Origin of the sequence: Endozoicomonas sp. ALC013 (genome assembly GCF_049310205.1) — a bacterium.
In the GTDB taxonomy this organism is placed as follows: Bacteria; Pseudomonadota; Gammaproteobacteria; order Pseudomonadales; family Endozoicomonadaceae; genus Endozoicomonas.
Genome location: NZ_JBLYNS010000004.1, coordinates 1 through 25,295, shown reverse-complemented (window position 1 = coordinate 25,295; position 25,295 = coordinate 1). Strand labels below are relative to the sequence as shown.

Annotated in this window: 20 protein-coding genes and 2 tRNA genes; 3 read left to right on the top strand and 19 right to left on the bottom strand. The window is 48.9% G+C overall.

What is annotated here, in order from left to right:
• Positions 1–15: 15 nt before the first annotated feature.
• The 7 genes from fdx to iscR all read right to left on the bottom strand — a co-directional run bounded on the left by fdx (position 16) and on the right by iscR (position 5,653).
• Entirely contained in the window at positions 16–354 is a 339-nt protein-coding gene (gene fdx / locus ACO6V1_RS01695; protein ID WP_101746260.1) for an ISC system 2Fe-2S type ferredoxin, read from the bottom strand.
• On the bottom strand, positions 355–2,232 hold the full coding sequence (gene hscA / locus ACO6V1_RS01690; protein WP_422465559.1) for a Fe-S protein assembly chaperone HscA: 1,878 nt from the start codon (positions 2,230–2,232) through the stop codon (positions 355–357).
• A 21-nt stretch (positions 2,233–2,253) separates the two neighbouring features.
• A complete protein-coding gene (hscB, locus tag ACO6V1_RS01685; RefSeq protein ID WP_422465557.1) occupies positions 2,254–2,796 on the bottom strand; it encodes a Fe-S protein assembly co-chaperone HscB in 543 nt (180 codons plus the stop codon).
• Between the two features lie 178 nt (positions 2,797–2,974).
• A complete protein-coding gene (gene iscA, locus ACO6V1_RS01680) occupies positions 2,975–3,310 on the bottom strand; it encodes an iron-sulfur cluster assembly protein IscA (protein ID WP_422448461.1) in 336 nt (111 codons plus the stop codon).
• Positions 3,311–3,410: 100 nt separating this feature from the next.
• Positions 3,411–3,815: a Fe-S cluster assembly scaffold IscU gene (gene iscU, locus ACO6V1_RS01675; RefSeq protein WP_066016291.1), complete on the bottom strand. Its 405-nt coding sequence runs from the start codon at positions 3,813–3,815 to the stop codon at positions 3,411–3,413.
• 46 nt (positions 3,816–3,861) lie between these two features.
• On the bottom strand, positions 3,862–5,076 hold the full coding sequence (locus ACO6V1_RS01670; RefSeq protein WP_422448463.1) for an IscS subfamily cysteine desulfurase: 1,215 nt from the start codon (positions 5,074–5,076) through the stop codon (positions 3,862–3,864).
• Positions 5,077–5,182: 106 nt separating this feature from the next.
• Positions 5,183–5,653 carry a Fe-S cluster assembly transcriptional regulator IscR gene (gene iscR / locus ACO6V1_RS01665; RefSeq protein ID WP_269673865.1) on the bottom strand — a complete coding sequence of 157 codons (471 nt, stop codon included), beginning with the start codon at positions 5,651–5,653 and terminating at the stop codon, positions 5,183–5,185.
• Between the two features lie 451 nt (positions 5,654–6,104).
• Between iscR and ACO6V1_RS01660 the strand changes: the two genes are divergently transcribed.
• Positions 6,105–8,069, top strand: coding sequence for a hypothetical protein (locus tag ACO6V1_RS01660; protein WP_422465555.1), 1,965 nt, complete (start codon positions 6,105–6,107; stop codon positions 8,067–8,069).
• Positions 8,070–8,161: 92 nt separating this feature from the next.
• On the opposite strand, the gene ACO6V1_RS01655 is transcribed toward ACO6V1_RS01660, so the two are convergent.
• The 3 genes from ACO6V1_RS01655 to ACO6V1_RS01645 form a co-directional block, all read right to left on the bottom strand.
• Positions 8,162–8,237, bottom strand: a tRNA-Val gene (locus tag ACO6V1_RS01655).
• A 210-nt stretch (positions 8,238–8,447) separates the two neighbouring features.
• Entirely contained in the window at positions 8,448–9,293 is an 846-nt protein-coding gene (gene cysE / locus ACO6V1_RS01650; RefSeq protein ID WP_422448469.1) for a serine O-acetyltransferase, read from the bottom strand.
• A gap of 7 nt (positions 9,294–9,300) precedes the next feature.
• A complete protein-coding gene (locus ACO6V1_RS01645) occupies positions 9,301–10,074 on the bottom strand; it encodes an RNA methyltransferase (RefSeq protein WP_422465553.1) in 774 nt (257 codons plus the stop codon).
• A 466-nt stretch (positions 10,075–10,540) separates the two neighbouring features.
• On the opposite strand from ACO6V1_RS01645, the gene ACO6V1_RS01640 reads away from it, so the two are divergent.
• Positions 10,541–11,359 (top strand): inositol monophosphatase family protein, encoded by an 819-nt coding sequence (locus ACO6V1_RS01640; protein ID WP_269673861.1) that lies wholly within the window; start codon positions 10,541–10,543, stop codon positions 11,357–11,359.
• Between the two features lie 43 nt (positions 11,360–11,402).
• On the opposite strand, the gene ACO6V1_RS01635 is transcribed toward ACO6V1_RS01640, so the two are convergent.
• From ACO6V1_RS01635 to queA, 6 genes are all read right to left on the bottom strand, one after another.
• Positions 11,403–13,796 (bottom strand): AAA family ATPase, encoded by a 2,394-nt coding sequence (locus ACO6V1_RS01635; protein WP_422465551.1) that lies wholly within the window; start codon positions 13,794–13,796, stop codon positions 11,403–11,405.
• Between the two features lie 110 nt (positions 13,797–13,906).
• Complete coding sequence (gene secF, locus ACO6V1_RS01630; RefSeq protein WP_101746270.1) at positions 13,907–14,824, bottom strand: protein translocase subunit SecF; 918 nt, start codon at positions 14,822–14,824, stop codon at positions 13,907–13,909.
• A gap of 10 nt (positions 14,825–14,834) precedes the next feature.
• Positions 14,835–16,703 carry a protein translocase subunit SecD gene (gene secD / locus ACO6V1_RS01625; protein WP_422465549.1) on the bottom strand — a complete coding sequence of 623 codons (1,869 nt, stop codon included), beginning with the start codon at positions 16,701–16,703 and terminating at the stop codon, positions 14,835–14,837.
• A gap of 145 nt (positions 16,704–16,848) precedes the next feature.
• Positions 16,849–17,196 carry a preprotein translocase subunit YajC gene (gene yajC / locus ACO6V1_RS01620; protein ID WP_101746272.1) on the bottom strand — a complete coding sequence of 116 codons (348 nt, stop codon included), beginning with the start codon at positions 17,194–17,196 and terminating at the stop codon, positions 16,849–16,851.
• A gap of 187 nt (positions 17,197–17,383) precedes the next feature.
• The gene (gene tgt / locus ACO6V1_RS01615; RefSeq protein ID WP_194246433.1) at positions 17,384–18,517 is read right to left on the bottom strand and encodes a tRNA guanosine(34) transglycosylase Tgt; all 1,134 of its coding nucleotides are present in this window, start codon (positions 18,515–18,517) and stop codon (positions 17,384–17,386) included.
• A 69-nt stretch (positions 18,518–18,586) separates the two neighbouring features.
• Positions 18,587–19,615 carry a tRNA preQ1(34) S-adenosylmethionine ribosyltransferase-isomerase QueA gene (gene queA, locus ACO6V1_RS01610; RefSeq protein WP_422465590.1) on the bottom strand — a complete coding sequence of 343 codons (1,029 nt, stop codon included), beginning with the start codon at positions 19,613–19,615 and terminating at the stop codon, positions 18,587–18,589.
• Between the two features lie 328 nt (positions 19,616–19,943).
• On the opposite strand from queA, the gene ACO6V1_RS01605 reads away from it, so the two are divergent.
• A tRNA-Leu gene (locus ACO6V1_RS01605) sits at positions 19,944–20,030 on the top strand.
• A gap of 357 nt (positions 20,031–20,387) precedes the next feature.
• Here ACO6V1_RS01605 and ACO6V1_RS01600 read toward each other — a convergent pair.
• The 3 genes from ACO6V1_RS01600 to ACO6V1_RS01590 all read right to left on the bottom strand — a co-directional run.
• Positions 20,388–21,689 (bottom strand): TniQ family protein, encoded by a 1,302-nt coding sequence (locus tag ACO6V1_RS01600; protein ID WP_422465547.1) that lies wholly within the window; start codon positions 21,687–21,689, stop codon positions 20,388–20,390.
• Positions 21,686–22,816: a TniB family NTP-binding protein gene (locus ACO6V1_RS01595; RefSeq protein ID WP_422448481.1), complete on the bottom strand. Its 1,131-nt coding sequence runs from the start codon at positions 22,814–22,816 to the stop codon at positions 21,686–21,688. Before ACO6V1_RS01595 ends, ACO6V1_RS01600 begins: the two co-directional genes overlap by 4 nt.
• A gap of 146 nt (positions 22,817–22,962) precedes the next feature.
• Positions 22,963–25,295, bottom strand: a 2,333-nt coding sequence (locus ACO6V1_RS01590) for a hypothetical protein (protein ID WP_422465545.1), incomplete at its 5' end; no start/stop codon positions are given.

The following is a 25,295-nucleotide window of genomic DNA, read 5'->3' as shown; positions in this document are numbered from 1 at the left end:
GACCAGCAACCGACATCAACGACGTTCAGAAACCTGGTTAATGGTGTACCTGGGAATCTCTACCACCAGCTCCTCATCACCCACCACAGCCTGACAGCTCAGCCGGGACTCAGGCTCAAGCCCCCAGGCCTTGTCCAGCATGTCTTCTTCGAGCTCATCCGGCTCTTCCATGCTGTCGAAGCCTTCCCTGACAATGACATGACAGGTGGTGCAGGCACAGGACTTTTCACAGGCGTGTTCAATTTCAATACCATTCTGCAAAGCTGCGTCGCACACTGTGACTCCGGGCTCAACTTCGAGAACAGCACCTTCCGGGCACAATTCATCGTGAGGTAGAAAAACGATACGAGTCATTCAGAACTCCTCCAAATCATCTAACTTCTGTCCGGAAAGAGCCTGACGAATACCCTGGTTCATTCGACGGGCAGCAAATTCTTCACTGGACTTGGCAATACGTTCAATTTCACGGGCAATGGACTTGGCATCACCGGTTTCACGGCACTGTTTCAGCGATTCAACATCTGCCAGCAATGCACCGTATTCATCTTTATCGAGCAGTGTCTGGCCATCCTTATCCAACGCAACTACCAGCGCTTCAACAACCCGATCAGCCTCAACCTGCTGCTCAAGCAGCGCCCTGGCATCACGATCATCACCGGCATGGGCAAACGAATCTTTCAGCATTCGGGAGATATCAGAATCACTGAGACCATAAGAAGGCTTCACCTGAATGCTGCTCTTAACCCCGGTGGACAATTCCTCCGCAGCAACACCCAGCAAGCCATCCGCATCCACCTGAAAGGTCACACGGATTTTAGCACCGCCCGCAGGCATGGCAGGAATTCCACGCAACTCAAACCGGGCAAGGGAGCGATTATCACGAATCAATTCTCGCTCCCCCTGGAAGACATGAATAGCCATGGCCGTCTGACCATCCTTGCAGGTGGTAAATTCCTGAGCCCGACTGACCGGAATGGTGGTATTGCGATGAATCACCTTTTCCATCAGGCCGCCCATGGTTTCCAGCCCCAGGGAGAGTGGAATCACATCCAGCAGCAGCATATCTTCTGCCGATTTATTACCAGCCAGAACATTAGCCTGAAGAGCTGCACCAACGGCCACGACCCGATCAGGGTCAATGGAGGTCAACGGTTGCCTGCCGGAAAATTCCTTAACCCGTTCACGAACCCTTGGCATGCGGGTAGAGCCACCCACCATAACCACTTCATCAATCTCATTCGCCTTCAGCCCGGCATCCCGAAGGGATCGCTTGAATGCCCGAATGGTACGATCAATCAAGGGGTCTACCAGTTCGTTAAACTGCGCGCGGGAAAGCGTACCACGCCACTCACCAAAGTTGACTTCCACTTCAGATCCGTCGGTCAACCCTTCCTTAACCCGACAAGCCTCAACCATCGCTTCCCGAAGCTGCAATGGGTTAATTGAGGACTCATCAACCCCCGCTTCACGAAGCATCCAGCGTGCCACCAGACGGTCAAAGTCATCACCACCCAGGGCAGTATCACCACCGGTGGCCATCACTTCAAACACGCCTTTTTCCAGACGCAAAATTGAAATATCAAAAGTACCACCGCCAAGATCGTAGACAGCGATAACGCCTTCGCCCCCCTGATCCAGACCATAGGCAACGGCTGCCGCAGTGGGCTCATTCAGCAGACGATACACTTTCAGCCCTGCAAGCCTGGCAGCATCTTTGGTTGCCTGTCGCTGGGCATCATCAAAATACGCCGGTACAGTAATCACGGCACCATCCAGATCACCGCCCAGCGTCTCTTCTGCACGACCAACCAGGGAACGGAGAATCTCGGCAGACACTTCAACCGGGCTGACGTCACCACTGCGGGTTTTGATAAACGGCATTCCTTCGCTTTTTCCCGAAGCGTCGGTTACAAACCGGTAAGGCAGCACACCGCCAAGGGCATCAACATCCTCAAGCCCGCGCCCCATCATGCGCTTGACAGAGACAATGGTATTGCCCGGGTCAATCAGCGCACTGGCTTTTGCGCTGTTGCCAACATCAATTCCCTGCTCGCCATAGTGAACAACTGAAGGCAAGGTATGATGGCCATCGATATCAGGAAGCGTCTCAGCAGCACCTGATCGAACAGCTGCAACCAGGGAGTTGGTGGTTCCCAGGTCAATGCCTACAGCACGCTTGTATTGATGAGGTTCCGGAGCCTGTCCCGGCTCGGAAATCTGCAGTAACGCCATATCTGCCTCTTCTCTTCCTGATTAATCGTCCAACAACTCGGATTCCAGCTGTTCCAGTTCAGCCGCCAGCTTTACCATGAACTGCATCTTTCTGACAACCGTTTCTGCCTGTTCAAGATCCTGCTCTGTTCCAGATGACCAGAAGCCTTCAAACCGCTGAAGATATCGAAGAATATCAGCATCCACCTGACTGGCCAGCCTCTCAATTTCCTGCTCAGGATTTGATGCAGACCTGATATCCGCGACAGCCTCACGCAACTCCATCTGCTCCATCAGAAATCCGGGATCCATAATGGTGTTGCGCTCCATATCAACATCACGGCCTGCCAGCTTCAGCAAATAGATCACCCTTGGCAATGGCTGTTTCAGCGTGTCAAAGGCCTCATTAACATGGGAAGCATACTGGATAGAGATACGCTGCTGACGCTCATCACCCCCGGCAAACCGGTCAGGATGGACTGCCCGTTGCAACGCACGGTACTGACTGGACAGGCGTTGCAAGTCAACCTGGCAGGAAACAGGCAACTCAAAAAGCTCAAAATAGTTTTTGGTTAAATCAACCACAATGCAATCTATTCCCAAGTCAGAAATGACAAACCCGGAGCATTCAACAGCAAAAAGGAACACCCCTTAAACAAATAAGGCCCGACCAGTGAGAACCAGCCGGGCCGGAAGGCAGATCAAAAGTGTCAGCCAACTTCTTTAACAGTATTAACGAAGCCGGAAAGCTTCAAAATTACCGTCAGCCAGCATCAGCAACATTAAAGCTTTCACCACAACCACACTCACTGGCAGCATTCGGATTGTTAAACTGCAAACCTTCGTTGAGCCCTTCCTTTACCAGGTCCAGCTCTGTGCCATCCAGGTAAACCAGACTTTTCGGGTCAACAAACACTTTGACTTCGTGATCTTCAAAAACCAGATCATTTTCATCAACTACATCCACAAATTCAAGGACATAGGCCATACCAGAGCATCCCGAAGTACGTACACCCAGCCTTATGCCGAGCCCCTTGCCCCTGCGGGAAAGCTGCCCTTTAATGTGACGGGCAGCCGCAATGGTTACGGTAATTGCCATTTAAAACTCCATCCACTTCCGGGAAACCAAACGATTACACCGGCTATATTCCTGCACTATTTAAAGACAGCACTTCTGCACATGAATACCCGGAACCGCATCAGGCAGCTGGAGCTGCATCATCATGCTTCTGCTTGGCCCGATAGTCATCGATTGCCGCCTTAATGGCATCTTCAGCCAGCACCGAACAGTGAATTTTAACCGGTGGCAGTGCCAGCTCTTCGGCAATATCGGTATTCTTGATGGTTGCCGCTTCATCCAGCGTCTTGCCCTTCATCCACTCGGTTGCCAAAGAACTGGAAGCAATAGCAGAGCCACACCCATAAGTTTTGAAGCGTGCGTCTTCAATAACGCCTTCATCATTGACCTGAATCTGAAGACGCATAACATCTCCACAGGCTGGGGCACCGACCATGCCAGTGCCCACGCTTTGAGAATCCTGGTCAAGCTTACCTACGTTGCGTGGATTCTCGTAGTGATCGATAACCTTTTCGCTGTATGCCATTTTTCTCTCCTCTGAAGTTTTGTTTGTGGCAAAACTTCATAAAAAATCAGTGTGCGACCCATTCAACCTGACTGAGGTCAACGCCATCTTTGTACATATCCCATAGCGGTGACAGCTCTCTCAGTTTTGCAACCGCTTCTCTGATCTCTGCTACGGCATGATCCACTTCAGCCTCTGAAGTAAAGCGACCCAGACTGATCCTCAGGGAACTATGGGCCAGCTCATCACTCAAGCCCAGAGCCCTCAGCACATAAGATGGCTCAAGGCTGGCGGAGGTACATGCGGAGCCAGAGGAGATAGCAAGGTCTTTCAGGGACATCATCAAAGACTCCCCTTCAACAAAGGCAAAGCTGATATTTAAAATCCCCGGAACCCGCTGCTCAAGAGAGCCATTCACATGAACTTCTTCCAGGTCGGACAGCTGGGAAAGCACTCGATCTTTCAATACAGCCAGACGCGCTCTTTCTGAATCCATCTCCGCCGCAGCAATACGGCATGCCTCACCCATACCAACGATCTGGTGAGTGGCCAGAGTACCGGAGCGCATACCCCGCTCATGACCGCCACCGTGCATCTGGGCTTCCAGACGAATTCGGGGCTTGCGGCGGACATAAAGAACACCGATACCTTTCGGGCCATAGAGTTTATGGGCAGAAATGGACAGCAGATCGACTTTCATCGTTGCCATATTCAGCGGAATTTTGCCGACACTTTGTGCCGCATCCACATGAAAGACAATCTTGCGTGAACGGGTCAGATCACCAATGGCGTCAATATCGTTGATCACACCAATCTCATTGTTGACGTGCATCAAACTCACCAGAATGGTGTCATCACGCAGGGCATTTTCCACCATTTCCGGCGTGATCAGGCCATCGCTGTCAGGCTCCAGGTAGGTGACTTCAAACCCTTCTCGCTCCAGCTGACGGCAAGGGTCCAGTACCGCCTTATGTTCAATTCGGGAGGTAACAATGTGCTTGCCCTTTTTGCTGTAAAAATGAGCAACACCCTTAATGGCCAGATTATCGGATTCAGTAGCACCGGACGTCCAGACAATCTCTCTTGGATCAGCATGAATAAGATCGGCAACCTGACGACGGGCATCTTCAACAACCTCTTCAGCACGCCAGCCAAAGACATGGGAGCGGGAAGCCGGGTTACCGAAATTACCTTCAAGAGAGAGGCACTGAATCATCTTCTCAGCCACTCGCGGGTCAACCGGCGTTGTTGCGGAATAATCGAGATAAATAGGTAATTTCATCTGGTACATCTCCAGGCGGTCAGTACGCTCAATACCCTTGATTCGCAAAGGGTTAAAATCATCATGCCACTACACACGCATCTTCAAAGCACTGTAAAAAGATGCCTTACAGGATGGTGTCAGCGGCAATTTTGTTGTCTTGCTGCTCATCCTGACGAATAGCAACACTTTGCACTTCCCTGCGCGCAACAAGATCAGCGAGGCTGATCCCTCCAAGAAACGAATGAATCTGTTCACTCAGGTCCTGCCACAAGTGATGGGTCAGACAGGTTACACCTTTCTGGCAACCGCCTGCTCCCTTGCACTTTGTAGCGTCTACGGACTCATTAACAGCATCGATCACCTGGGCAACATAAATAGCTTCAGTACCACGACTGAGTCGATAGCCTCCCCCGGGCCCCCGCACACTGCAAACCAGATCACCACGACGTAGCTTGGAAAACAGCTGTTCCAGGTAAGAGAGAGAGATTTCCTGACGATCCGATATATCTGCGAGAGAAACCGGCCCCTGATCGGAATGAAGTGCCAGATCCAGCATGGCGGTCACCGCATAACGTCCTTTGGTCGTCAATCTCATACAGCATCTCTCTTGCTATTCAGGCAGAGTTATCACTCTTTATCCGTTCATGATCACCTTAAGCCCAAGATTCTTAACTGTGACTCCCCGGACAGCAGAATATTTACAGACTCAAGGTACTTGCGCGGCATTATGAAATACCCTAGCAAAATAGTCAACTATTAGCGATAAAACTTAAACGAATTGTCAAATAAATCGGAGATGAAAAAGATGTTAAAAAGCAGATTCATATATTTTTTCGGCATTTTATAGAAAGCAGCTCCAACTTTCAAAGACACTTTTCCCAGTAGCTGGCACACCACAATTGACCAGCAAATTCCCCTCCTGCTGAGTTAGTTTCACTGACAACAGCGTTAACCGGGGATCTTTTAGAGAAAATACCTGTCTAAAAATTGCGACTCCCTCACAAAGGAATCAACCGAGAACCATTATTTACCCAAGGATTGCAACAATGGATACTCAACTCTACACAGTCCTGATCCAAAGCTTTTCTGCACAACTCGAGCAACGCCTTTTAGACGATACATATCGACTGGACACTGAAAACACATGCCTGATAAGCAATAGAAGAAAGGTTATCTGCATTGTCAACGAAGAGATTGGCGAACACAAAAACAGCCCACTCAATCTAGCGCTTGCGAAGGCATTTTACGACAAACTCCCTCCACAGATTAAAAGCCTCGCGCAACTCAGGGTTGCACCGCACAACGCCAGCAAATCCCTGGTCAGGCCAGCCAATGATGCAACACTAAAAGAAAAATACCCGACTCCAGGCCCACGAACGGCATCAGCCAATGCATCATCCAGATCTGAAAACCTGCTGACGGATGAACACTACAAAAGACTTAAAAGTCTTCTGGAAAACCAGACAGATAGTGCATACTTTAACGATGATGCCGCAGCCATCACATCGCTGGATGGGCAAATTCACTACATGCCCGGAAAAAACGGTAAGTTCAAAATAGATTTAACCTGCGCCAAACTACCAAATTACAGGGCCATAAAAGAACATTACAATGAATGGGCAACAGCAACATCTGCCGCCCAATGGGACAAATCTGCGTTACGGGGCAAAGATAAGACCTTTCCCAAGAAACATGCCAAGGTGACACCAGGTTTATTAAAAGCATCTCTGCCGCGCACACCCCACAGAAAGTCTCCTGCAACAAAACCCGAAAGCTTACCCATCAAACAAAAGCCCCTTGAACTGCGTGAATATCAAAGCAAAAAAAAGCTGACACAACCGACAATAACAGCTGCACAACCCCCTTCAGGGAAGGTGCAATGGAAAATCCAACAATTTCTGGACAATATTGATGCTGAAATTGATCTGATAAACATTCCCGGCCCTGATAATGCTTCTCGCTGGGACCCCGAGACAAAATCACGTATTCGCAGCGCACTCAAAAATACATTTGCTCTCTACCGCGCGCAATTCAAAAGCGGTCAATGGTGCAATACCACCCAGAAACTGCAGAATGATTTAGACAAATTAAAAGAAATGCAAAGAAGCATGTACCATGCAGCCAGATCACCCGACGCAAAACCAGAAGACCTTCCCCTGAAAGGCATTAAAAACAGAGACTATGATTGCCTGCCAATCTCACAAAATCAGTGTGAAATACATAACCAGAATTATCTCTTTTTCGTCACTGCCTACCAGCTTATTGGCGAGGATGCTCTTTGCCCGGAAACACACCCTATACCGAACGAAGAGATTGAAGAAAAACGTAAAATTCAAAATAGCCTTATAAATCTTCGTAAGGAACGGGCAGATCTTGAAAGTCTAATAAGACAAACAGCCATCGACAATAAAGAAAAACGTGCCACTATTGAAGACCTAAAAAAGGAAGACCCAGAAGCCCATAAAAAAAAGATAAAGGAGAAAGCGGAGTCTATTTTTCTTAATGAACTACTCCTACCGGGACATGAAGAAGATTTAGCCAAGTTGCAAGATAAACTGCATCGTGAGGAAGAAAGAATAAAAGATATAGAAAGCAAAGAACGTGCAAAAGCTATTAACCTGGCCAAGGACTGGAGCAGCTTCTATAAATACCAACTATCAACAAAACAAACAGACAATCGCACCAGACACCTTCCAGAGAAATTTAATAATCCCATTGATCGTGGAAACACTTTCCCTTCATGGTTATTTGGTATTCCAAATGAGCTACACGTAAATTATGACATCATTCCCAAATCATCAATGGCAAAGGTATTGCAACAGAATTGGACGGCTGTCTGTGTCGACCAGAATGCTAAACATTTCTGCACACTGGTAAAACGAACCGATGGATCAATAGCCGAACTCAGTGACAGTTGTGTCAACCCAAAAAGATTTCCAAATGTGCAAGCGATGATTGCGTACTTCATGGCCCCAGACTGCAAATTTGGAATACGAATCCAAAAGGATTGAGAATAGACAACACGAAGTTAAGATTAACAATGCCAATCGTCAAAATGGCCATCGCTGGCTATGCAGAATATTACTGAGGAAAGATAAAAATCTGGTAGTCGGTACTGGACTTGAACCAGCGACCCCCACCATGTCAAGGTGGTGCTCTACCAACTGAGCTAACCGACTGAAGTGCCGCGCATATTATCAATACTTCTAAAAAATGCAATACCTTTGCCGCAACAATTTCAGCAGAAAATGCTGCGGCAATATTTCAGGAACTGCTCACGGGATCGGGACAATCATCCTGAAACAAAGCACCATATATCACTTGCCACCCACTCTAACCAGGAAAAAAGCCAGATCATCACTGGAAAGCCAGTCAGATTAAACTCACAGCTACGGTAGCGATGAAGTAATCTCCTCTTTCACAGGTGCAAAGTCTTCTTTCTTTAACTCTGGCAATGGCCGCACCTTGCACTCAAGACCATGGTCTTTTAACACCTGGCACAAAGTATCAAAGCGGGAATCCACTTCATGGAGATGATCCAGCATAGCCGAGATGGCATGGGCGGTAGGGTCAGGCATTTCAGATGTGACGGCATAGGCATCAAAACCCATTTTCTCCGCCATCTTTTCCGCATTGGCATGACGGCGTTCACCATTGCTATCGGTCACCTCCGACTTCTTCACAATCCTGCCGGGAATACCAACAACGGTTGCCCCCGGCGGAACTGCACGCACAACCACCGCATTTGACCCAACTCTCGCTCCTTCTCCTACCACAAATGGTCCAAGCACTTTTGCGCCAGCTCCCACAACGACGCCATTAGCCAACGTCGGGTGCCGCTTACCCTGGTTCGCCGGATGCTCCTTGCCCTTATTGGGAGAAGTACCTCCCAGCGTCACACCATGATAAAGAGTGACATCATCGTGTATGACCGCCGTTTCTCCAATAACAACCCCCATACCATGATCGATAAAAAAGCGTCGACCAATGGTAGCGCCCGGATGTATCTCAATACCGGTTAACCAGCGATTAAATGTTGACAGCATGCGCCCCAGCCAGAAAAACCCCGACGTCCAGAGTTTGTGCGACACCCTGTGCAGCAATAACGCGTGCAGCCCGGGGTAGTTGGTAACCACCTCGAAGGTGTTCCGTGCCGCCGGATCCCGGTCCATTACTGTTTTAATATCTTCTTTTATTCGCTCAAACATGGTCTGCGCCTGTCTGTTATTATCCATGTCCTGCTCATTCTGTTTCTTTCGTGGCAAGACATCGCTGGGTTTCTGACAGAACCCCCCGAAGAATACTCAGCTCAACACGATCCGGACGAACCCGCCCATAAAGGCGACGCAATTTGGCCATAATCTTCTCGTGGCTGCTGTGATCGAGAAAACCAATCTCCAGCAACACCTGGTACAGATGGTCATAGTAACGCTCCATATCCTCCATATTTGCCAACTCATGACTGCGGGGCTCGGGCATCTCAAGGGTATCAGCACTGAGCAACTGCATCATCCGCAACTCATAACAGAGTACCTGTACCGCCGCCCCCAGATTGAGAGAGCTGAATTCTTCATTGGTTGGGATATGAACCTGCAGATGACAGCGTCGCAACTGATCATTGGTCAGGCCTTTATCTTCCCGGCCAAAAATCAGGGCGACCTTATGGGTCACTGCTTCGTCAATAATACTCCGGGCACATGCTCGGGGGTCCACCAGCGGGAGAGAAACACCTCTTACCCGGGCGCTGGTACCCACCACAAACTGACAATCCGCCAGGGCCTCATCCAATGTTGCACAAACCCTGGCATTTCTCAGGATATCGTCAGCGCCAGAAGCCAGGGCTGTTGCGGTGCCGGATGGAAACTCATCCGGTGCGACCAGACATAACTGGCTTAACCCCATGGTTTTCATGGCACGGGCAGCAGCCCCGATGTTACCGGGATGGGAAGGATTGACCAGTACTATGGAAATGTTCTCGGAAAAATTGTCGAGCACCGCAGGAATCTCTAGCTTCATGTAGTATCAGCCAGTCAGTGTACTCAAATTACGGCCAATGCCAAGCTTATAGTAAAACTACCGACCGGCAGACGCACATACTCCATTGCAAGTTAAAGGGCATCCTGTCAGAATGCGCCCCCACTTTTTCGTGAAAATGTTGCTACCCTCTGAACGACAGGCATTTTCACAGCATAGCCCGGATATTTCATAAACTGCCCCGAATCTCGCGCACGACCACATGGATGTGGGAGATAGGGCGACGCAGGATGCCAAAGCCGAGGACTTTGTCGCTCTAAGGGATTTTGTGAGGGAGCGCCGTACCGGGGAGTACGGTCGACTGAGCAAAACTCCCTTAGAGCGGCAAAGGACAAGCGAGAGCGGGAGCACGTTTATGAAATATCCGGGCCAGGATACAATCGGATCGTTGAATCCGGTACAATCCCATCCCCATACGATCTTTCACATTTCAGATGTAACTAAGCCTATGCAACCGATGGTTAATATGGCGCTGCGTGCAGCACGCCAGGCTGGCGAAATCATAGCCCGCGCCTACAAAGATCTCGATCACGTTAATATCGAATTCAAAAGCCGTAACGACTTTGTAACTGAGGTGGACAAGGCTGCTGAGAAGGCCATTATCGCCTCTCTGAGCAAAACCTACCCTGACCATGGCTTCTACGGTGAAGAAAGCGGACACCGTGAAGGCAAGGGTGAAGGCAAAGATTACCTCTGGATCATCGACCCGCTTGACGGCACCACCAACTTCATCAATGGCATCCCTCATTTTGCGGTTTCCATTGCGGTTCAATACCGCGGACGCCTTGAGCACGCCGTTATTCTCGACCCGCTCAAAGAGGAAGAGTACTGCGCCAGCCGTGGCCACGGTGCCACCCTGAACAGCAAACGTATTCGCGTTGGCAACCGCAGAAATCTGGACGGCGCACTGATCGGTACCGGCATCCCATTCATGCAACCGGGCATCAACCACCTGGACAGCTACCTGAACATGATGAGAACCCTGCTGGGGGATACTGCTGGTATCCGTCGCGCTGGCTCTGCCGCTCTCGACCTGGCTTATGTGGCTGCCGGTCGTCTGGATGCATTCTGGGAAATCGGCCTGCAGGACTACGATATGGCCGCAGGCGTACTGATGATTCAGGAAGCGGGCGGACTGGTTGGTGACTTCAAAGGTGGTCATACCTACATGAAGAACAACCAGATCGTTGCCGGCAACAGTGGCTGCTTCAAAGAAGTACTGAAGCGCATCAGACCTTTCGTTACCGAAGGCATGTTCCGCTACTGACTCCATGTAGAGTGAGGCTATTCCGCCTCACTTCTCCCTCACCTCAGCCAGACCTTCCCTGCCCATGATCAGCAGGCAATATATTTTGCAGCTTCTCCTTACCGATCGTTTTGAACACCAGATCGTCGGGAAACAGGCGGGAAAGAAAATCAGCCCCTCCCTCTTCATGCGCTGTCGCGGTAACGAGCGTGAGCAATTTCCCTCCCTCCAGCCCCTGCAACGATTGCTTGGTATGAGCATCCAGCACAGACACCATGGCACGGTCATAGAAAGCACCATCGTAGTTAATCATGGTATCAAAATCGTCAATAATCACGACATAATGACAGTCAGGATTGGTCTGATGATTAAGCCGCTGTGCAAATACATCATTCAACGGCCTGGTGCGGTCCCTGGATTTGACCACATCAGTGGCCGACACATAGCTGCAAAAAGAACCAAACTCATGGTTCGCCAGGGCAGCCAGTGTTGATTTACCACTACCCTGAGGACCTGTAATAAGAATACGCAGAGTCGAGCGGGAATCATCCCGCTTAAAATCAGCCAGTGTCGTCTTAAGCTGACTGACCATTTCTGGTAAATAGCCCTCGTACTCGAAGGTTTTCCCCGCCAGGGACATGAAATTACTTTTCCCGAACTGCGGCTGAACCCGGGTAAAAGCCCATTTGAAATCAGCCATGCAGACATCCAGTGTCGCTAATTGACTGAGCGCCTGAGGACAAAAAAAAGTGTCGCTCTCTGCCAGCCCCTGCCCCCTGCGCAGAGCCGATTGCATCGCCTTCTCCACCAGGGATCCCAGTTCAGCACCACTGAAGCCGGCGGTATTTTTCGCCAGCTCTTCAAGAGAGACATCCGGATTCAACATCCCGCCATCCGACAGATTCCTGGTCTGAATCTTTAAAATCTGAAGACGCTGGTCGCCTTCTGGCAAATTAAACTTCATCTGCATATCCATGCGCCCGGGGCGCATCACGGCCGGATCAATCAGGTCTGGCCGATTGGTTGTGCCGAAAACAATCAGGCCACTTTGCTCCTCAATTCCATCCAGGCAGGTCAAAAACTGATTAACGACTTTATCCCCGGTGCCATTATCGCCCGCCCTCCCCCTGGCCGGCAGCATCGAATCAATTTCATCAATTAACACCAGACGAATACTCTGTTTATTTTCCGGGTCGTCATCTGAAAAAATCGCTCTGACCCGCTGCTCCGACTCACCGACATATTTGTTAAAAACCTCCGGCCCGGAAATAATCCGCGTCGATACGGTAAAGCCATTTTCCTTGAGTAAGGACTCAATAACCCGGATAAACAGCGTTTTACCCGTACCCGGAGGCCCCGAAAGAATCCCACCCCTGGTCAGTTGACATTTCATGGTATTTTTCAGCTTATCCGGCACTAGTCGTGGACTGATAAACGCATCTATAAACTGTCGAATGGCCTCATTCGCACCACCTATACCGTAAGCTTCACCATTGTAGTCAAACTTTTCGGCAAGCTTCCCGATATTGATAGCCGCGGGAATATCAGTAATGTTCAGTTTTTTTCTTAAACTGGCATTGGCGGTAATGCTTGAAACCCGGGCATCCCTGGCCAGCAGGCCAACAGTCGACTCCCGGACATCGCCAGTGGATCTGAGCGTTACACTGGCCACCAAAAAATGATCACCATCCTTGAATAAATAGGATCGGGAGTCTTGCAGTGGACAACCGGAACGGTGACACATTTGCAGAAATGCCCCTGAAATAGTTTGCCAGGTCTTGGTCACTGGCTCGCGCCCACCGGAGGCCCGGGGAGCACTTTTGGCAGTCGTGAGAAGCTGAATATGGAGCGCCACTGAATCCCAGCAGTCATCAGTGACCACCACCGGCGTTAAATCAATCGTCATCTCAGAGGAAGGAAGTTGGCAATTACTTCTCATCACCTGCGTTAAACAGGCTGTTTCAGGCGCAACATCATTTCGTTTCAATACTTTTACCACCTGGGTGGAACCATTTTTGCCATTCAAACACGCATAGGTAGAATCAAGTGGTGTTCCATTTGCCACAACCACACTGTTCGGTTCTGGCCCGGCAAGCCATTCGTCCCTGTACTTGTCGGTGTTAAATCTGCTGCCACCGGTTTCTTTTGTTGCTGCCTCAGTGCCACCATTCAGTTTTGCCTCAAACCTATCCGACAATATCGGTATGATGCTGTCACGATGCCTGAGACGATCACCACCCTCGCCAGGACAATGCTCAGAACAATGCGCCTGCGGTCGTCCAAACAGTGTTTCCCGATCTTTCATGTATTGTGAATATTGCGAAGCAGAGTCTTGTGAAGGTCTCACAGAGCGGCTATCAAAAGAACCATCTGCCCCTCCACGGGCACCCGAATCTGTTCTGCGATGGCTAACGGTTACATCATGACCACATGGATGAAAATTATTTCCCGTAAACATAGCAACCTCTTTAATTGGTATTTATGGTGCCCTGCCTTGCAAGAAATTTACTATAGACCAAAAAAAAACCGGCAAAATTGCCGGTTTTTTAACCTCTTCAATCCGATGCGTTATGGCATCTGTTCAGAGTCTTCATTTTCCTTCACCGGAACAATCAGATCCTCCCTGCTGATTCTCATGTAGATCAGCATATTGGAAGCGATATAGATGGAGGAATAAGTACCCACACCCACACCCACAATCAATGCCAGGGCAAAGTTATGGATCATTTCGCCACCGAACAGGAACAGGGCCAGCAACACCATCAAGGTGGTACCGGAAGTGGCCAAGGTACGACCCAGGGTCTGGGTCAATGAGACATTGATCACCTCATCGGCATCCCCTTTTCTCAGCTTGCGGAAATTCTCACGGATACGATCATAAACAATAATGGTGTCGTTCAGTGAGTAACCAATCACTGCAAGCAGCGCCGCCATCACCGTCAGGTCAAACTGCAACCCTAACAGGGCAAACAGACCCAGGGTAAAAATCACATCGTGAGCCAGGGACAGAATCGCACCAACGGAGAATTTGAACTGGAAACGAAAAGCGATGTAGAGCGTAATCAGCAACATGGCGAACAGCATACCAAGGCCGCCCTGCTCCCTCAGTCTCTCACCCACCTGAGGCCCGACAAACTCAACGCGCACAGCCTCAACGTTGCCGTCATAGTTCTGCCCCAGAAGGCCGGCAACTGATGCCCCCATTTTCGGATCATCGCCGGGAATACGAACCAGAATATCCTCGGCCGAACCAAACTCCTGAACGACAACGTTGTCATAACCGGCGGTTGCCAGCTGATCACGGATATCAGCCGTTTTCACCGGTTGATCATACACCAGCTCAATCAGCGTGCCGCCGGTAAAATCCAGCCCCCAGTTAATCCCCTTAACCGCAAGAGCACCAACAGAGCCCAGCATTAACAACAGCGACAACACCGAAGCGTAGGAGCGTAGCCGCATGAAATTGATGACTTTCAAATCATTCACCACTGCCACCTCAAATATACAGTTTCTTCAGGTTACGACCGCCATGGGTCAGGTTGACCAGGCCACGGGTCAGAACAATGGCTGTGAACATAGACGTCAGAATACCGATACACAGGGTGACCGCAAAACCTTTGATTGGCCCGGTTCCCACGGCAAACAGGATGATACCCACCAACAGGGTGGTGATATTACCGTCGAAAATGGACACAAACGCCCGGTCAAAACCGTCATGGATCGCCCGCTGCACCGGCCGACCACCGCGAATCTCTTCCCGAATACGGGAAAAAATCAGCACATTGGCATCCACCGCCATACCCAGCGTCAACACAATACCGGCAATACCCGGCATGGTCAGTGTGGCACCAAACAGACTCATCACCGCCACCAGCAGCACCAGGTTCATGGCCAGGGCAAGGTTCGCCAGCACGCCAAACACCCGGTAAACCACAACCATAAAGATCAGCAGCAGAAACAGACCGATAACGGTGGAATGAATACCCATCTGGATATTCTCCGCACCCAGGCTTGGCCCCACCGTTCTTTCCTCAGCGAAATACATCGGAGCAGCCAGAGAACCCGCTCTCAACAACAACGCCAGCTCAGAAGCTTCGGCAGTGGAGTTCAGGCCGGTAATACGGAACTGATTACCCAACGCACTCTGAATGGTGGCCAGGCTGATAATACTCTCTTCCTGCTGAAAACCCGGGATTGTTTCCTTAACCTGCTGACCGTCGACTGTTTTGGTGACCACTTTGGTCACAGGCTTCTGCTCAATAAAGATAACCGCCATGGCCCGCCCCACGTTATTACGGGTCGCGCGGTTCATGACAGCACCGCCATGACTGTCCAGATTGATATTAACCTGCGGCTGACCGGTCTGGGCATCAAAGTTGGACTGGGCGCTGGACACCTGGTCGCCGGTAATGATGATATCCCGCTCAAGATCCACCGCAGGACGACGGGCATCCCGGAAACTGAACGACTCAGTGCTGGCCCTGGAAGCATTGGGCAACGCCTCAAGACGGAACTGCAGGTTAGCAGTCTTACCCAGAATACGCTTGGCTTCTGCCGTATCCTGAACGCCGGGCAACTCTACCACGATGCCGTTACGACCCTGACGCTGAACCAATGGCTCGGACACACCCAGCTCATTGACACGGTTACGGACCGTGGTCAGGTTCTGACGCACCGCATAATCTTCAATCTCTTTAATGGCCGTTTCAGAGTAGCGATAGGAAAGCACAGGGCGACCATTAACGTCAGCGTTCTCAACCGTCAAATCAGGAAAATCTGTGTTGATCAGGCGAACAGCCTGGTCACGGGATGACACGTCATTAAATGCCAGCTGTCGTGCACCATCGGCACGCTCAGGCATGGTGCGATAGCGGAGCTTTTCTTTACGCAGGGACGTTCGAATTTCTGAGGTGGCAATATCCATTTTCAGCTGCAGGGCTTTTGCTGTATCGACCTCCAGCAGGAAGTGAACACCACCTGACAGGTCAAGCCCGAGCTTCATGGGGTAGGCCCCGATAGCAGTTAACCATTCCGGCGTCGTCTGGGCCAGGTTGATGGCGACAATATAGTCATCCCCAAGCGCTTCTTTGATCAGCGATTTTGACAACTGCTGCTGATCAGCACGGTTCAGACGAATCAGCAATGCCTTGTCGTCAAGTTCAACAGACTTGATATCAACATTGGCCGCTGCCAGAGCCTTTTCAGCACGCTGCTGAACACGCTCATCCATCACTCTGGACGAACTGGCACCCGTCACCTGTACTGCCGGGTCTGCGGGGTAAAGATTGGGAAGGGCATAAATAAACCCGAGACCTACGATGACCAGAATCAGCAGGTACTTCCACAATGGATAGCGATTGAGCATGGCTCACCGGTTCCTGATTTAATAGTGATGCGCAATAGCGGCATTGTTATACGGCCTTTACCGGGAAAGTCTTTTCCGGGCTTCAGGCCTATGGCACGGTCCATTTGGTAAAAGAAAGCAGCCAAAAAGGCTGCTTTTCTAAAACTTATTTGATGGCCTTGATGGTACCCTTGGGCAAGGTAGCGGCCACAGAACCTTTCTGGAAGTTCAGTTCCATATTGTCGGCAACCTGCAGGGTCACAAACTCGTCCGTTACATTGCTGACTTTGCCAAGAATACCGCCAGTGGTGACCACCTCATCACCCTTGGCCAGACCGGCAATCAGGTTTTTGTGCTCTTTGGCACGCTTGCTCTGGGGGCGCCAGATCAGCAGCCAGAAGATCAGCACAAAACCACCCAGCATGACCAGCTGCCCGATCATACCCGGCCCAGCTGCCGCAGCAGCCGCACCACCTTCTGCCGCAGCGTGTGCCTGACTGATGAAAGGAATCATTCCAATACTCCTAATCGTATTATTACCGTTGACGCAGCAATTTACCTGAAAAACAACCAGTCCGGAACCCACCCCTTCGCCGAAAGCGGGCAAAAGCGGCGGCGGAGCTCAATTCCAAAAGCATCAAGCCCAGGACCTTATCCGGATTTACACGAACAGACTGTTAGTTGGGACTATCCAGAAAATATCAACCCCAGTCAGGAACATCCTGACCACGCTTGCGATAGAACTCGGCAACAAACGCTTCCAGCTTACCTTCTTCGATAGCGCCTCTCAGACCGGCCATCACCCGCTGGTAATAGCGCAGGTTATGGATGGTGTTCAGCATGGAGCCGAGAATCTCACCACACTTATCCAGATGGTGCAGGTATGAGCGACTGAAATTCTGGCAAGTATAGCAATCACAGTGTTCTTCCAGCGGACGTTCATCCATCTTGTGAGCCGAGTTGCGTATCTTGATCACCCCTTCATCGACAAACAGGTGACCATTGCGGGCGTTACGGGTTGGCATGACACAGTCGAACATATCAACACCACGACGAACCGCCTCAACAATATCCTCCGGCTTGCCAACACCCATCAGGTAACGGGGATGGCTCTCGGGAATTTTATGGGTGATATGGGAGAGAATACGCATCATATCCTCTTTGCTTTCACCCACGGAAAGACCGCCAATGGCATAACCATCAAAGCCAATCTCGGTCAGACCTGCCAGAGACACATCACGCAACTCTTCAAACATGCCCCCCTGGATAATGCCAAACAGGGCAGAAGGACTTTCACCGTGAGCGGCCTTGGAGCGAGCCGCCCAACGCAGAGAAAGCTCCATAGAGGTACGCGCCTGCTCTTCATTAGCATCACCGGGCGTACACTCATCAAAAATCATCACGATGTCCGAACCCAGCTCACGCTGAACCTGCATGGAAATCTCCGGGTTCAGAAACACCCTGGAACCATCCACCGGAGACTGGAAAGAAACACCCTCTTCGGTAATTTTGCGCAACTTGCCCAGGCTGAAAACCTGAAAGCCACCGGAGTCCGTCAGAATCGGACCGTGCCACTGGTTAAAGTCGTGCAGGTCGCCATGCTTCTGAATAATTTCGGTGCCCGGACGCAGCATCAAATGAAAGGTATTACCCAGAATAATTTCTGCACCAATCTCTTTAATGTCCCTTGGCAACATGCCTTTTACCGTGCCATAGGTCCCCACTGGCATAAAGCATGGTGTTTCAACCGTGCCACGGGGAAAGGTCAACCGACCACGACGGGCTTTGCCATCGGTAGCCAGCTGCTCAAACTGCATAAAGCATTCTCTTGTCATGAATTTTGTATAGCTCTTTCTCTTAAACTACAAAGACACGCCTTCTATAAACTCGACAGTGTCTGGGAATCAGTCCGCCTTACGGGTCAGCAACATAGCGTCGCCATAACTGAAGAAACGGTACTTTTGCTCAACGGCTTCTTTATAGGCAGCCAGCACATTTTCCCGACCGGCAAAAGCACTGACCAACATTAACAAGGTGGATTGCGGCAGATGAAAATTGGTCACCATCAAATCCACACTGCGAAATTCATAACCCGGATAAATAAAGATGCTGGAATCCCCCTGGAACGGGGCAATCTCACCGGATGCCGAGGCCGACTCAAGGCTGCGCACCGACGTGGTACCAACCGCAACAACACGATTACCCCTGGCACGGGTTTCCCGCACCGCCTGACAGACGGCCTCAGAAACTTCGATATACTCCGCATGCATCACATGGTCTTCAATCTTTTCAACCCGAACCGGTTGATACGTTCCTGAGCCCACATGAAGCGTCACAAATACTTTCTGAACGCCTTTGGCCTCAAGACGCGCCAGCAACGCTTCATCAAAATGAAGCCCTGCCGTTGGTGCCGCCACCGCGCCATCCTTTGCTGCAAACACCGTTTGATAGCGCAGACGATCACTATCACCATCTTCACGGTCAATATAAGGTGGCAATGGCATGTGGCCGTGTTCCAGCAGCAGCGGTAAAACCGATGTTTCAAACCGGAGAATAAACAGAAAATCCCGACGCCCTTCCACAACAACACGCACCGCGCCATCTGCCAGCAATAACACAGCGCCCGGCTTTGGCGACTTGCTGGCCCTAACCTGGGCCAGCGCCAGGTTATCCTCCACCACTCGCTCAATCAGCACCTCAATTTTGCCACCCGTCTCTTTCTGACCATACAAACGGGCCGGAATCACCCGGGTATTATTCAGCACCAACAGGTCACCGGGCTCAAGCAGACTTTCTATATCAGAAAACTGCTGATGCCGAACCTCACCACTGTTGCCATCAAGGCACAGAAGGCGGCTGCCGGTACGATCCTCTGCAGGAAACCGGGCAATCTGCTCATCGGGCAGATCAAAATCAAAATCACTGACTTGCATGGACAATCCGGTGGTTAATGTCTTCATTCCCAAAAGCAGCCCACGCCACTTATGGGAAAAAAGCACAAAAAAACCAGTCATATTAAAAAAGCACCGAAGGATACTGCAAAACGAAGGAAGTGTCAGGAGGGCTATCCCATGCCACGTTACGGACTTAACTTACTTTTTTGCTCCCACTGTTCAATAACTGCTTGATCTCAATAATCTCTTTGATATACTTCGCCGCACTTGAGCAACCGCCACTTCGCCAGCCAGACTCAACTCTTCACTCGATGAGAAAAAGTTTTGAAATCAGCGAACAGATAACATAAGCTCAGCAACATCAAATGCCAGTGTGATGGAATTGGTAGACATGACGGATTCAAAATCCGTTGCCTTCACGGGCGTGTCGGTTCGAGTCCGACCACTGGTACCAATGATTAATGTTTTATTCCTTCCTGTCCGTGATCACGGATATTGTCCGTTTGGACAACTTCTCCGACAAATCCTTTTATCTCCACATACGCTTTCCAGAAAAGCGGACATTTTCTTGCTCAGATTCCCTCATAATACTTGGGAAAGCGGACACTTTCTCAGAAAAATTCCCGGACAAGTTTCGGCAAAATAAATTTCCCAATAACTGCCTGAAAAATAAGAAAATTCTGTAAACTTACCAAACGACATAGCCCATGACCGCACAATATGTGCAAGCCATAGCCACGTTAATATCCAGGATTTTTCTTACAGAGAAACAGAAAGGAATTTCAGAAAGGAAATCTTTGAATGGATATTTTTACAGCTTTTCAGTTACCTCTCGCCATATTTCAGTAAACTCCCCAAAGCCAAAATTTTTCAACTCATTTTTCAAGGCTGCCCGCACATAATTATGGGAAGGAAAAACACCGCCATCTAATAAATGCTGACAGGCCTCCTCAACCAACGAAATTTTTCTTTTATTTCGAGCCTTCCGCTGCTTTGCCCGAAGCTCATTATTTTTCGCAACCAGTTCGGCAGTTTTTTCCGGAAAGTGATAACGCAGGTAACTCACCCCAACTTTGAGCTGTCCTGCCACCTGATTCACCGAAATAATCTCGCTGTAATCATTTACAATTTTCGTTAACTGACACTCAACCCAATCGAGCTTGTCAGCATTATCGTATGATTGTCGCCCATCCAGTTCTGCAATTTTCGCATCCGGGTCAATCCGCTTATGGTGAAACAGCAGGTCTGCCGGACTAACCTGCACAGCAACACAAAAATTCAGCAAGGTACTCAATGTCGGTCTGGTTCCACGCTTACCATCAGAAAACCACTGACTGATTGTTGCTTTCGAAAAAGAAAGTAATTGCTCAAGCTTTTTTGTCGAAGTCACACCCAGCCTTGACATCACAACCCGAATCCCATCTCTCAATAACTGTTGAAGTGATACACCCTCTATTACCAGGTGTCGACTAGCCACCAGGTCCAAGAGATATAGCTCCTTTTGTGAAAGTGCCTGCCTGTCATCCTCACCACTCGGTTCACCCAGAAATGAACCGCACTCAGGACAATACCCCACGGGCAAAACGCGCTGAACCATATACTGTCTCGCACCGCAATCTGAACAGCTACTTTTCAGAGTACATTGATGAATAGGGCAAGCTTCCAGACTTTGCAAACTCCAGATTAACGGCTCATACAAAACCTCCCCCGCACTACGCCATTGATACAGACACTCCGGGCACCATTTTTTTGAAGAATGAAAGAGCCCTTTGCCCATAGAATCCAGCAATGTTTTCCAGGGAGACATGGATAATAACTCTACGCCACGCTGCCCGGTAAATACTGCCAAAGCACTCACATACACCTCTGCCTTAGGCCGATAGCCGTTCATTGCAGAAAAGCCATAACTTATAAACAGATCATTGGATACCTGCCCCTGCCCGAGAACAGGGTTCAGAAAATGTCTCAGAAAATGATGCGGTGCTTTTCGATGAGCATAGGCCAGCCGAACCAGATAACTCCCCACGGACTCAAACATGTATCCATCACCGGCATCAGCTGGCTCCAAACCAAACAGAACAGTGCGTGGTAATTGTTGAAAGGTTGCCATCATAGTTGCGGCCCCACTGGGTCATGACTGGGTTTGCGCTGCACACCCCTTGGCCCCGATTTTTTATGAATTTGTGTTCCCCCACCCAACAGCATGTCTTCGACATCGAACATCGTAACCCTGGAAAAATAATCTTTACCCATCTTGATTTCTGCGGCAACCCGGTTCAATTCCCGGGGATCCATTCTATTATCCATCAGACTTTTAACGCTGACATAATCCCCACCAGATTCAAGCGTTCTGTACAATGTCTTGGTCAACCAGTCCTTCAGAATGCCGATACAGCCACAGCAGCCCAAATGAATTTCACTGACTTTGTCAAACAAAGCATCAGAAAAGCGTATGGGATAGCGCGCAAGCAATCCATCAAGGGCATAAGCAAAATGATCAAGGTCTTTCTGAGAGCCTCTATGATAAGGCCCCAACTCGATAATCTCCGACCGCCTTCCGAGCTGCGCACTGGTTTCACCAAAGCGCAACAGTCGGTAAGTTCCGACCAAGACAATAATACAGCCACTCAAACTTGCCAGGGACTTCAGCAGCTCCATACATTGAAGCGCTTCCAAGGGTGTTCTGCAGGCATCAATAATATGCTGAGCTTCATCAATAATCAGGTACCTCACTTGCCGCTGAAATAGAAAGTTTTGGATGACTTCCACCAAGTCAGAGACCTTGTTATCTTTCAGCAACAACTTCGAAATTTCTTTCTGGCTGACTCCCTCCGAAAATTCCAGAGCGTAGCTCCCGCTATCAATCAAAGCATCACCACCAGTCCTTAAAATACTCTTTAACAACGGATCCCAGGCAAATTTACCGCCAATCGATGCAGGACATTGCACACTAATAACTGGCACCATACGAGGATCATTTTTCATAGACTCCTGGCTTTCTGCCAATTTATCCTCAACAAACTTTCTGGCAGCACAGCTTTTTCCAGCACCTGTTGGCCCAACCATCTCGATAAATTCAACGCCCCCTATTTTTTTAGCCTTCATCAGAAGCTCATCGTAGGCTTGACTCAAGATCTGATGTTTAATCTGCTTATCCGCAAAAAATTCAACCCTGTCCGTGATGGGTAATTGAAGAATGTCATCGCCGAATTTTCGGTTAGGGTGTAAAGTTTTTGCCATTTCAGACCTTCCTTAATCCTTGTAATTGTTAACTTGAAATAAGCGACTATTTCAGGTGAAATAGTTTCTTGATGAAAACTGGATTGATCTTAGCTACTACCAAGCCCAACTCTGATAAAGCACACCTGCAAGGAACGGTAAAACCACTAAAAATCATCGATATCATTGACACCCGGTTCAATACGCAGCGAAGGAACCCTTTTGCCAGTTTTGGATTTTGATGGCTTTGCCATTTCATCTTCCTGCTGTTCTTTAAGCTCCCGTTCTTTGTCAGCAATTTTCCTGTTGATAGGTACAGCGCGTTCAGCCCTTGCCTTCTGTGAATGAAAAGACCGGGTGAAGCTGCTGGCTTCAGTAATTACTGATCGATCAATCCCCGGATAATAGCGATCCTCAACAGCCACTCGTTTACAACGCTTCCAGCCATTCAGGTTGCAATACACATAAGAATCATCTTCAGGATCGATACGTATCTCAACTTCACGCCCCAACCATTCAGGGCTACTGAATAAATCATGCCCATAGTACTTTCCTTTTCTTTCAACACCTTTTACCGGCTGAATAATACGGGTTCGTTTATGTTTATCGTATGGAAGCATCATGATTTGTAAATGCTCATCATTAATATCAATTTTCCGATTATCCCGATCACCGTGAAGAATCAAACTTTCTGCAAGGACATCATCCGGTATCAACATATGAGCAGGATGTTCTGTTTTGTTGTAATGCTCATAAAAATAATCCTCCAGTAACTGCTTCAAAGATTGAAAATCCCAAAGTGCATTTTGAAAAGGATTGACTTTTGACGTTAATTGTCGTGGATTTTTCATAAGCTTTGTATTTCCGGTCAAGCCGTGTATGACTGCTTCATTGAGCTGCTTGAATACACTCTCAACAGCTGAACCACCACGAGGATTACTTTTTCGGCTATGAATTGTCACTGAAAAAAAAGCACACAACTGCTCAAATACGACGCTTTCAAACTCTGCTCCACCATCAACACAAAAAGATTCTGGAAACCGACCATGCCGTTGGATTAATTCCCGAACAACCATCAGTACAGAATCAATTGACGGACTATTCATTGTGAGATAAACAGCGAGTACATCCCGGGAATAAGAATCTGAAGCAACCGTTAACCATGGCTTTGCTGGTTTCATATTTGGAAACTTTAACGCTTGATCAAGTTGTGTGTGATCAATATGAACATATTCATATGCACGGGCGCCCCGCCTGCTCTCAATTACTCCATCACTTGTGGTGATAGGCATCATTGCTTTGAATTTTTTATGACCTTCCCGTTTACGAACTCGTTTACCAAGATCAACCAATTTAATCAAACGTCTCAACCAGCTATAAGAGCCTGATTCAATATGTTCATCCTTACAAAGACGAACATAATCTCGATAAATAGCTGCAACATTCTTATTTTTTGCTGAGAGATATTCTGAATCAATTACATCATTGGCAAGCTCCAGAGACCTACCACCGATGAATCTTTCGCTATTACCCTTTTCCTGATTTTTATCAACTAACTCAGGTAAACCATTGCCTCTGCGAGTAACACCTTCACTATGACGTTGCAAATATCGTCGAATAGTCCGAGTACTGCACCCTAAATATTGTGCAGCCTGATGGCGATTGATATCTCCTGCAATCAACTGATTCAGAGCAGCATGTCGTTTCAAAGCTCTTTTTTGATTATCCTCGCTAGCAGACAACATAAGCGATGTATGCACATCTTCTTCCTGCTCATAATGAACAACCGATAACTCTCTGGATTGAATGAGACCTCTGACATCCTCTAACTTAAATGGTTTCAATTGAGTCTTTTTTCCCCCAGTAATTTCAACCAACACAGTCTGCTTCGATGACTCAATAGACTGGAGCAACCACTGTTGCTCCCCATGACGACAAATCATTCCCTCTGAAATGGGAATATTAATCGATGACAAGAATTGAGAATTGTTTGAAGGCTTGGCATCCCTGGTTAATGAATAAACCTGACAACTGGCTTCAGAAGTAAATAACTTGCAGGTTTCCAGCTCAGAAAGTAAGTCATTTTCCAAATCAACAAATACCCTCCGATCAGCAACCATTTGCAGAATATTATCTGCCTTTAATTGCGGGTGATGACCCAGAAGTTCACCGATTTCCATGACCGGTGAATTAGTAATAAAATTTATACACTGTCGTTCCATTTCAGTTGGAATATCTTTCTGTTTACTATTTCGCAAGTAATCCATCAGATGACGGATATTAGCCAGAAACCGAGGGTTACAATCAGCATCTGTGAAATAAACGTAACCAATACCAGTCCCGTCGAGCTTCCTCTCCATCACTGGTGAACGAAAGCATTGTTCCTTTTCGTCATAGATATAACGGTCAGGGTATTTCTTACTGAGTTCCAGCAACTCTTCTACTCGTTTACACTCAATAAACTTTACTCCATGTTCTGCAACTCGAAACGCATCCGGGG

Excerpts from the sequence above, each read along its gene's own strand:
- fdx (WP_101746260.1), bottom strand. The coding sequence starts at position 354 with ATGACTCGTATCGTTTTTCTACCTCACGATGAATTGTGCCCGGAAGGT.
- hscA (WP_422465559.1), bottom strand. The coding sequence starts at position 2,232 with ATGGCGTTACTGCAGATTTCCGAGCCGGGACAGGCTCCGGAACCTCAT.
- iscA (WP_422448461.1), bottom strand. The coding sequence starts at position 3,310 with ATGGCAATTACCGTAACCATTGCGGCTGCCCGTCACATTAAAGGGCAG.
- iscU (WP_066016291.1), bottom strand. The coding sequence starts at position 3,815 with ATGGCATACAGCGAAAAGGTTATCGATCACTACGAGAATCCACGCAAC.
- ACO6V1_RS01670 (WP_422448463.1), bottom strand. The coding sequence starts at position 5,076 with ATGAAATTACCTATTTATCTCGATTATTCCGCAACAACGCCGGTTGAC.
- iscR (WP_269673865.1), bottom strand. The coding sequence starts at position 5,653 with ATGAGATTGACGACCAAAGGACGTTATGCGGTGACCGCCATGCTGGAT.
- ACO6V1_RS01660 (WP_422465555.1), top strand. The coding sequence starts at position 6,105 with ATGGATACTCAACTCTACACAGTCCTGATCCAAAGCTTTTCTGCACAA.
- cysE (WP_422448469.1), bottom strand. The coding sequence starts at position 9,293 with ATGGATAATAACAGACAGGCGCAGACCATGTTTGAGCGAATAAAAGAA.
- ACO6V1_RS01645 (WP_422465553.1), bottom strand. The coding sequence starts at position 10,074 with ATGAAGCTAGAGATTCCTGCGGTGCTCGACAATTTTTCCGAGAACATT.
- ACO6V1_RS01640 (WP_269673861.1), top strand. The coding sequence starts at position 10,541 with ATGCAACCGATGGTTAATATGGCGCTGCGTGCAGCACGCCAGGCTGGC.
- ACO6V1_RS01635 (WP_422465551.1), bottom strand. The coding sequence starts at position 13,796 with ATGTTTACGGGAAATAATTTTCATCCATGTGGTCATGATGTAACCGTT.
- secD (WP_422465549.1), bottom strand. The coding sequence starts at position 16,703 with ATGCTCAATCGCTATCCATTGTGGAAGTACCTGCTGATTCTGGTCATC.
- yajC (WP_101746272.1), bottom strand. The coding sequence starts at position 17,196 with ATGATTCCTTTCATCAGTCAGGCACACGCTGCGGCAGAAGGTGGTGCG.
- tgt (WP_194246433.1), bottom strand. The coding sequence starts at position 18,517 with ATGACAAGAGAATGCTTTATGCAGTTTGAGCAGCTGGCTACCGATGGC.
- queA (WP_422465590.1), bottom strand. The coding sequence starts at position 19,615 with ATGCAAGTCAGTGATTTTGATTTTGATCTGCCCGATGAGCAGATTGCC.
- ACO6V1_RS01600 (WP_422465547.1), bottom strand. The coding sequence starts at position 21,689 with ATGATGGCAACCTTTCAACAATTACCACGCACTGTTCTGTTTGGTTTG.
- ACO6V1_RS01595 (WP_422448481.1), bottom strand. The coding sequence starts at position 22,816 with ATGGCAAAAACTTTACACCCTAACCGAAAATTCGGCGATGACATTCTT.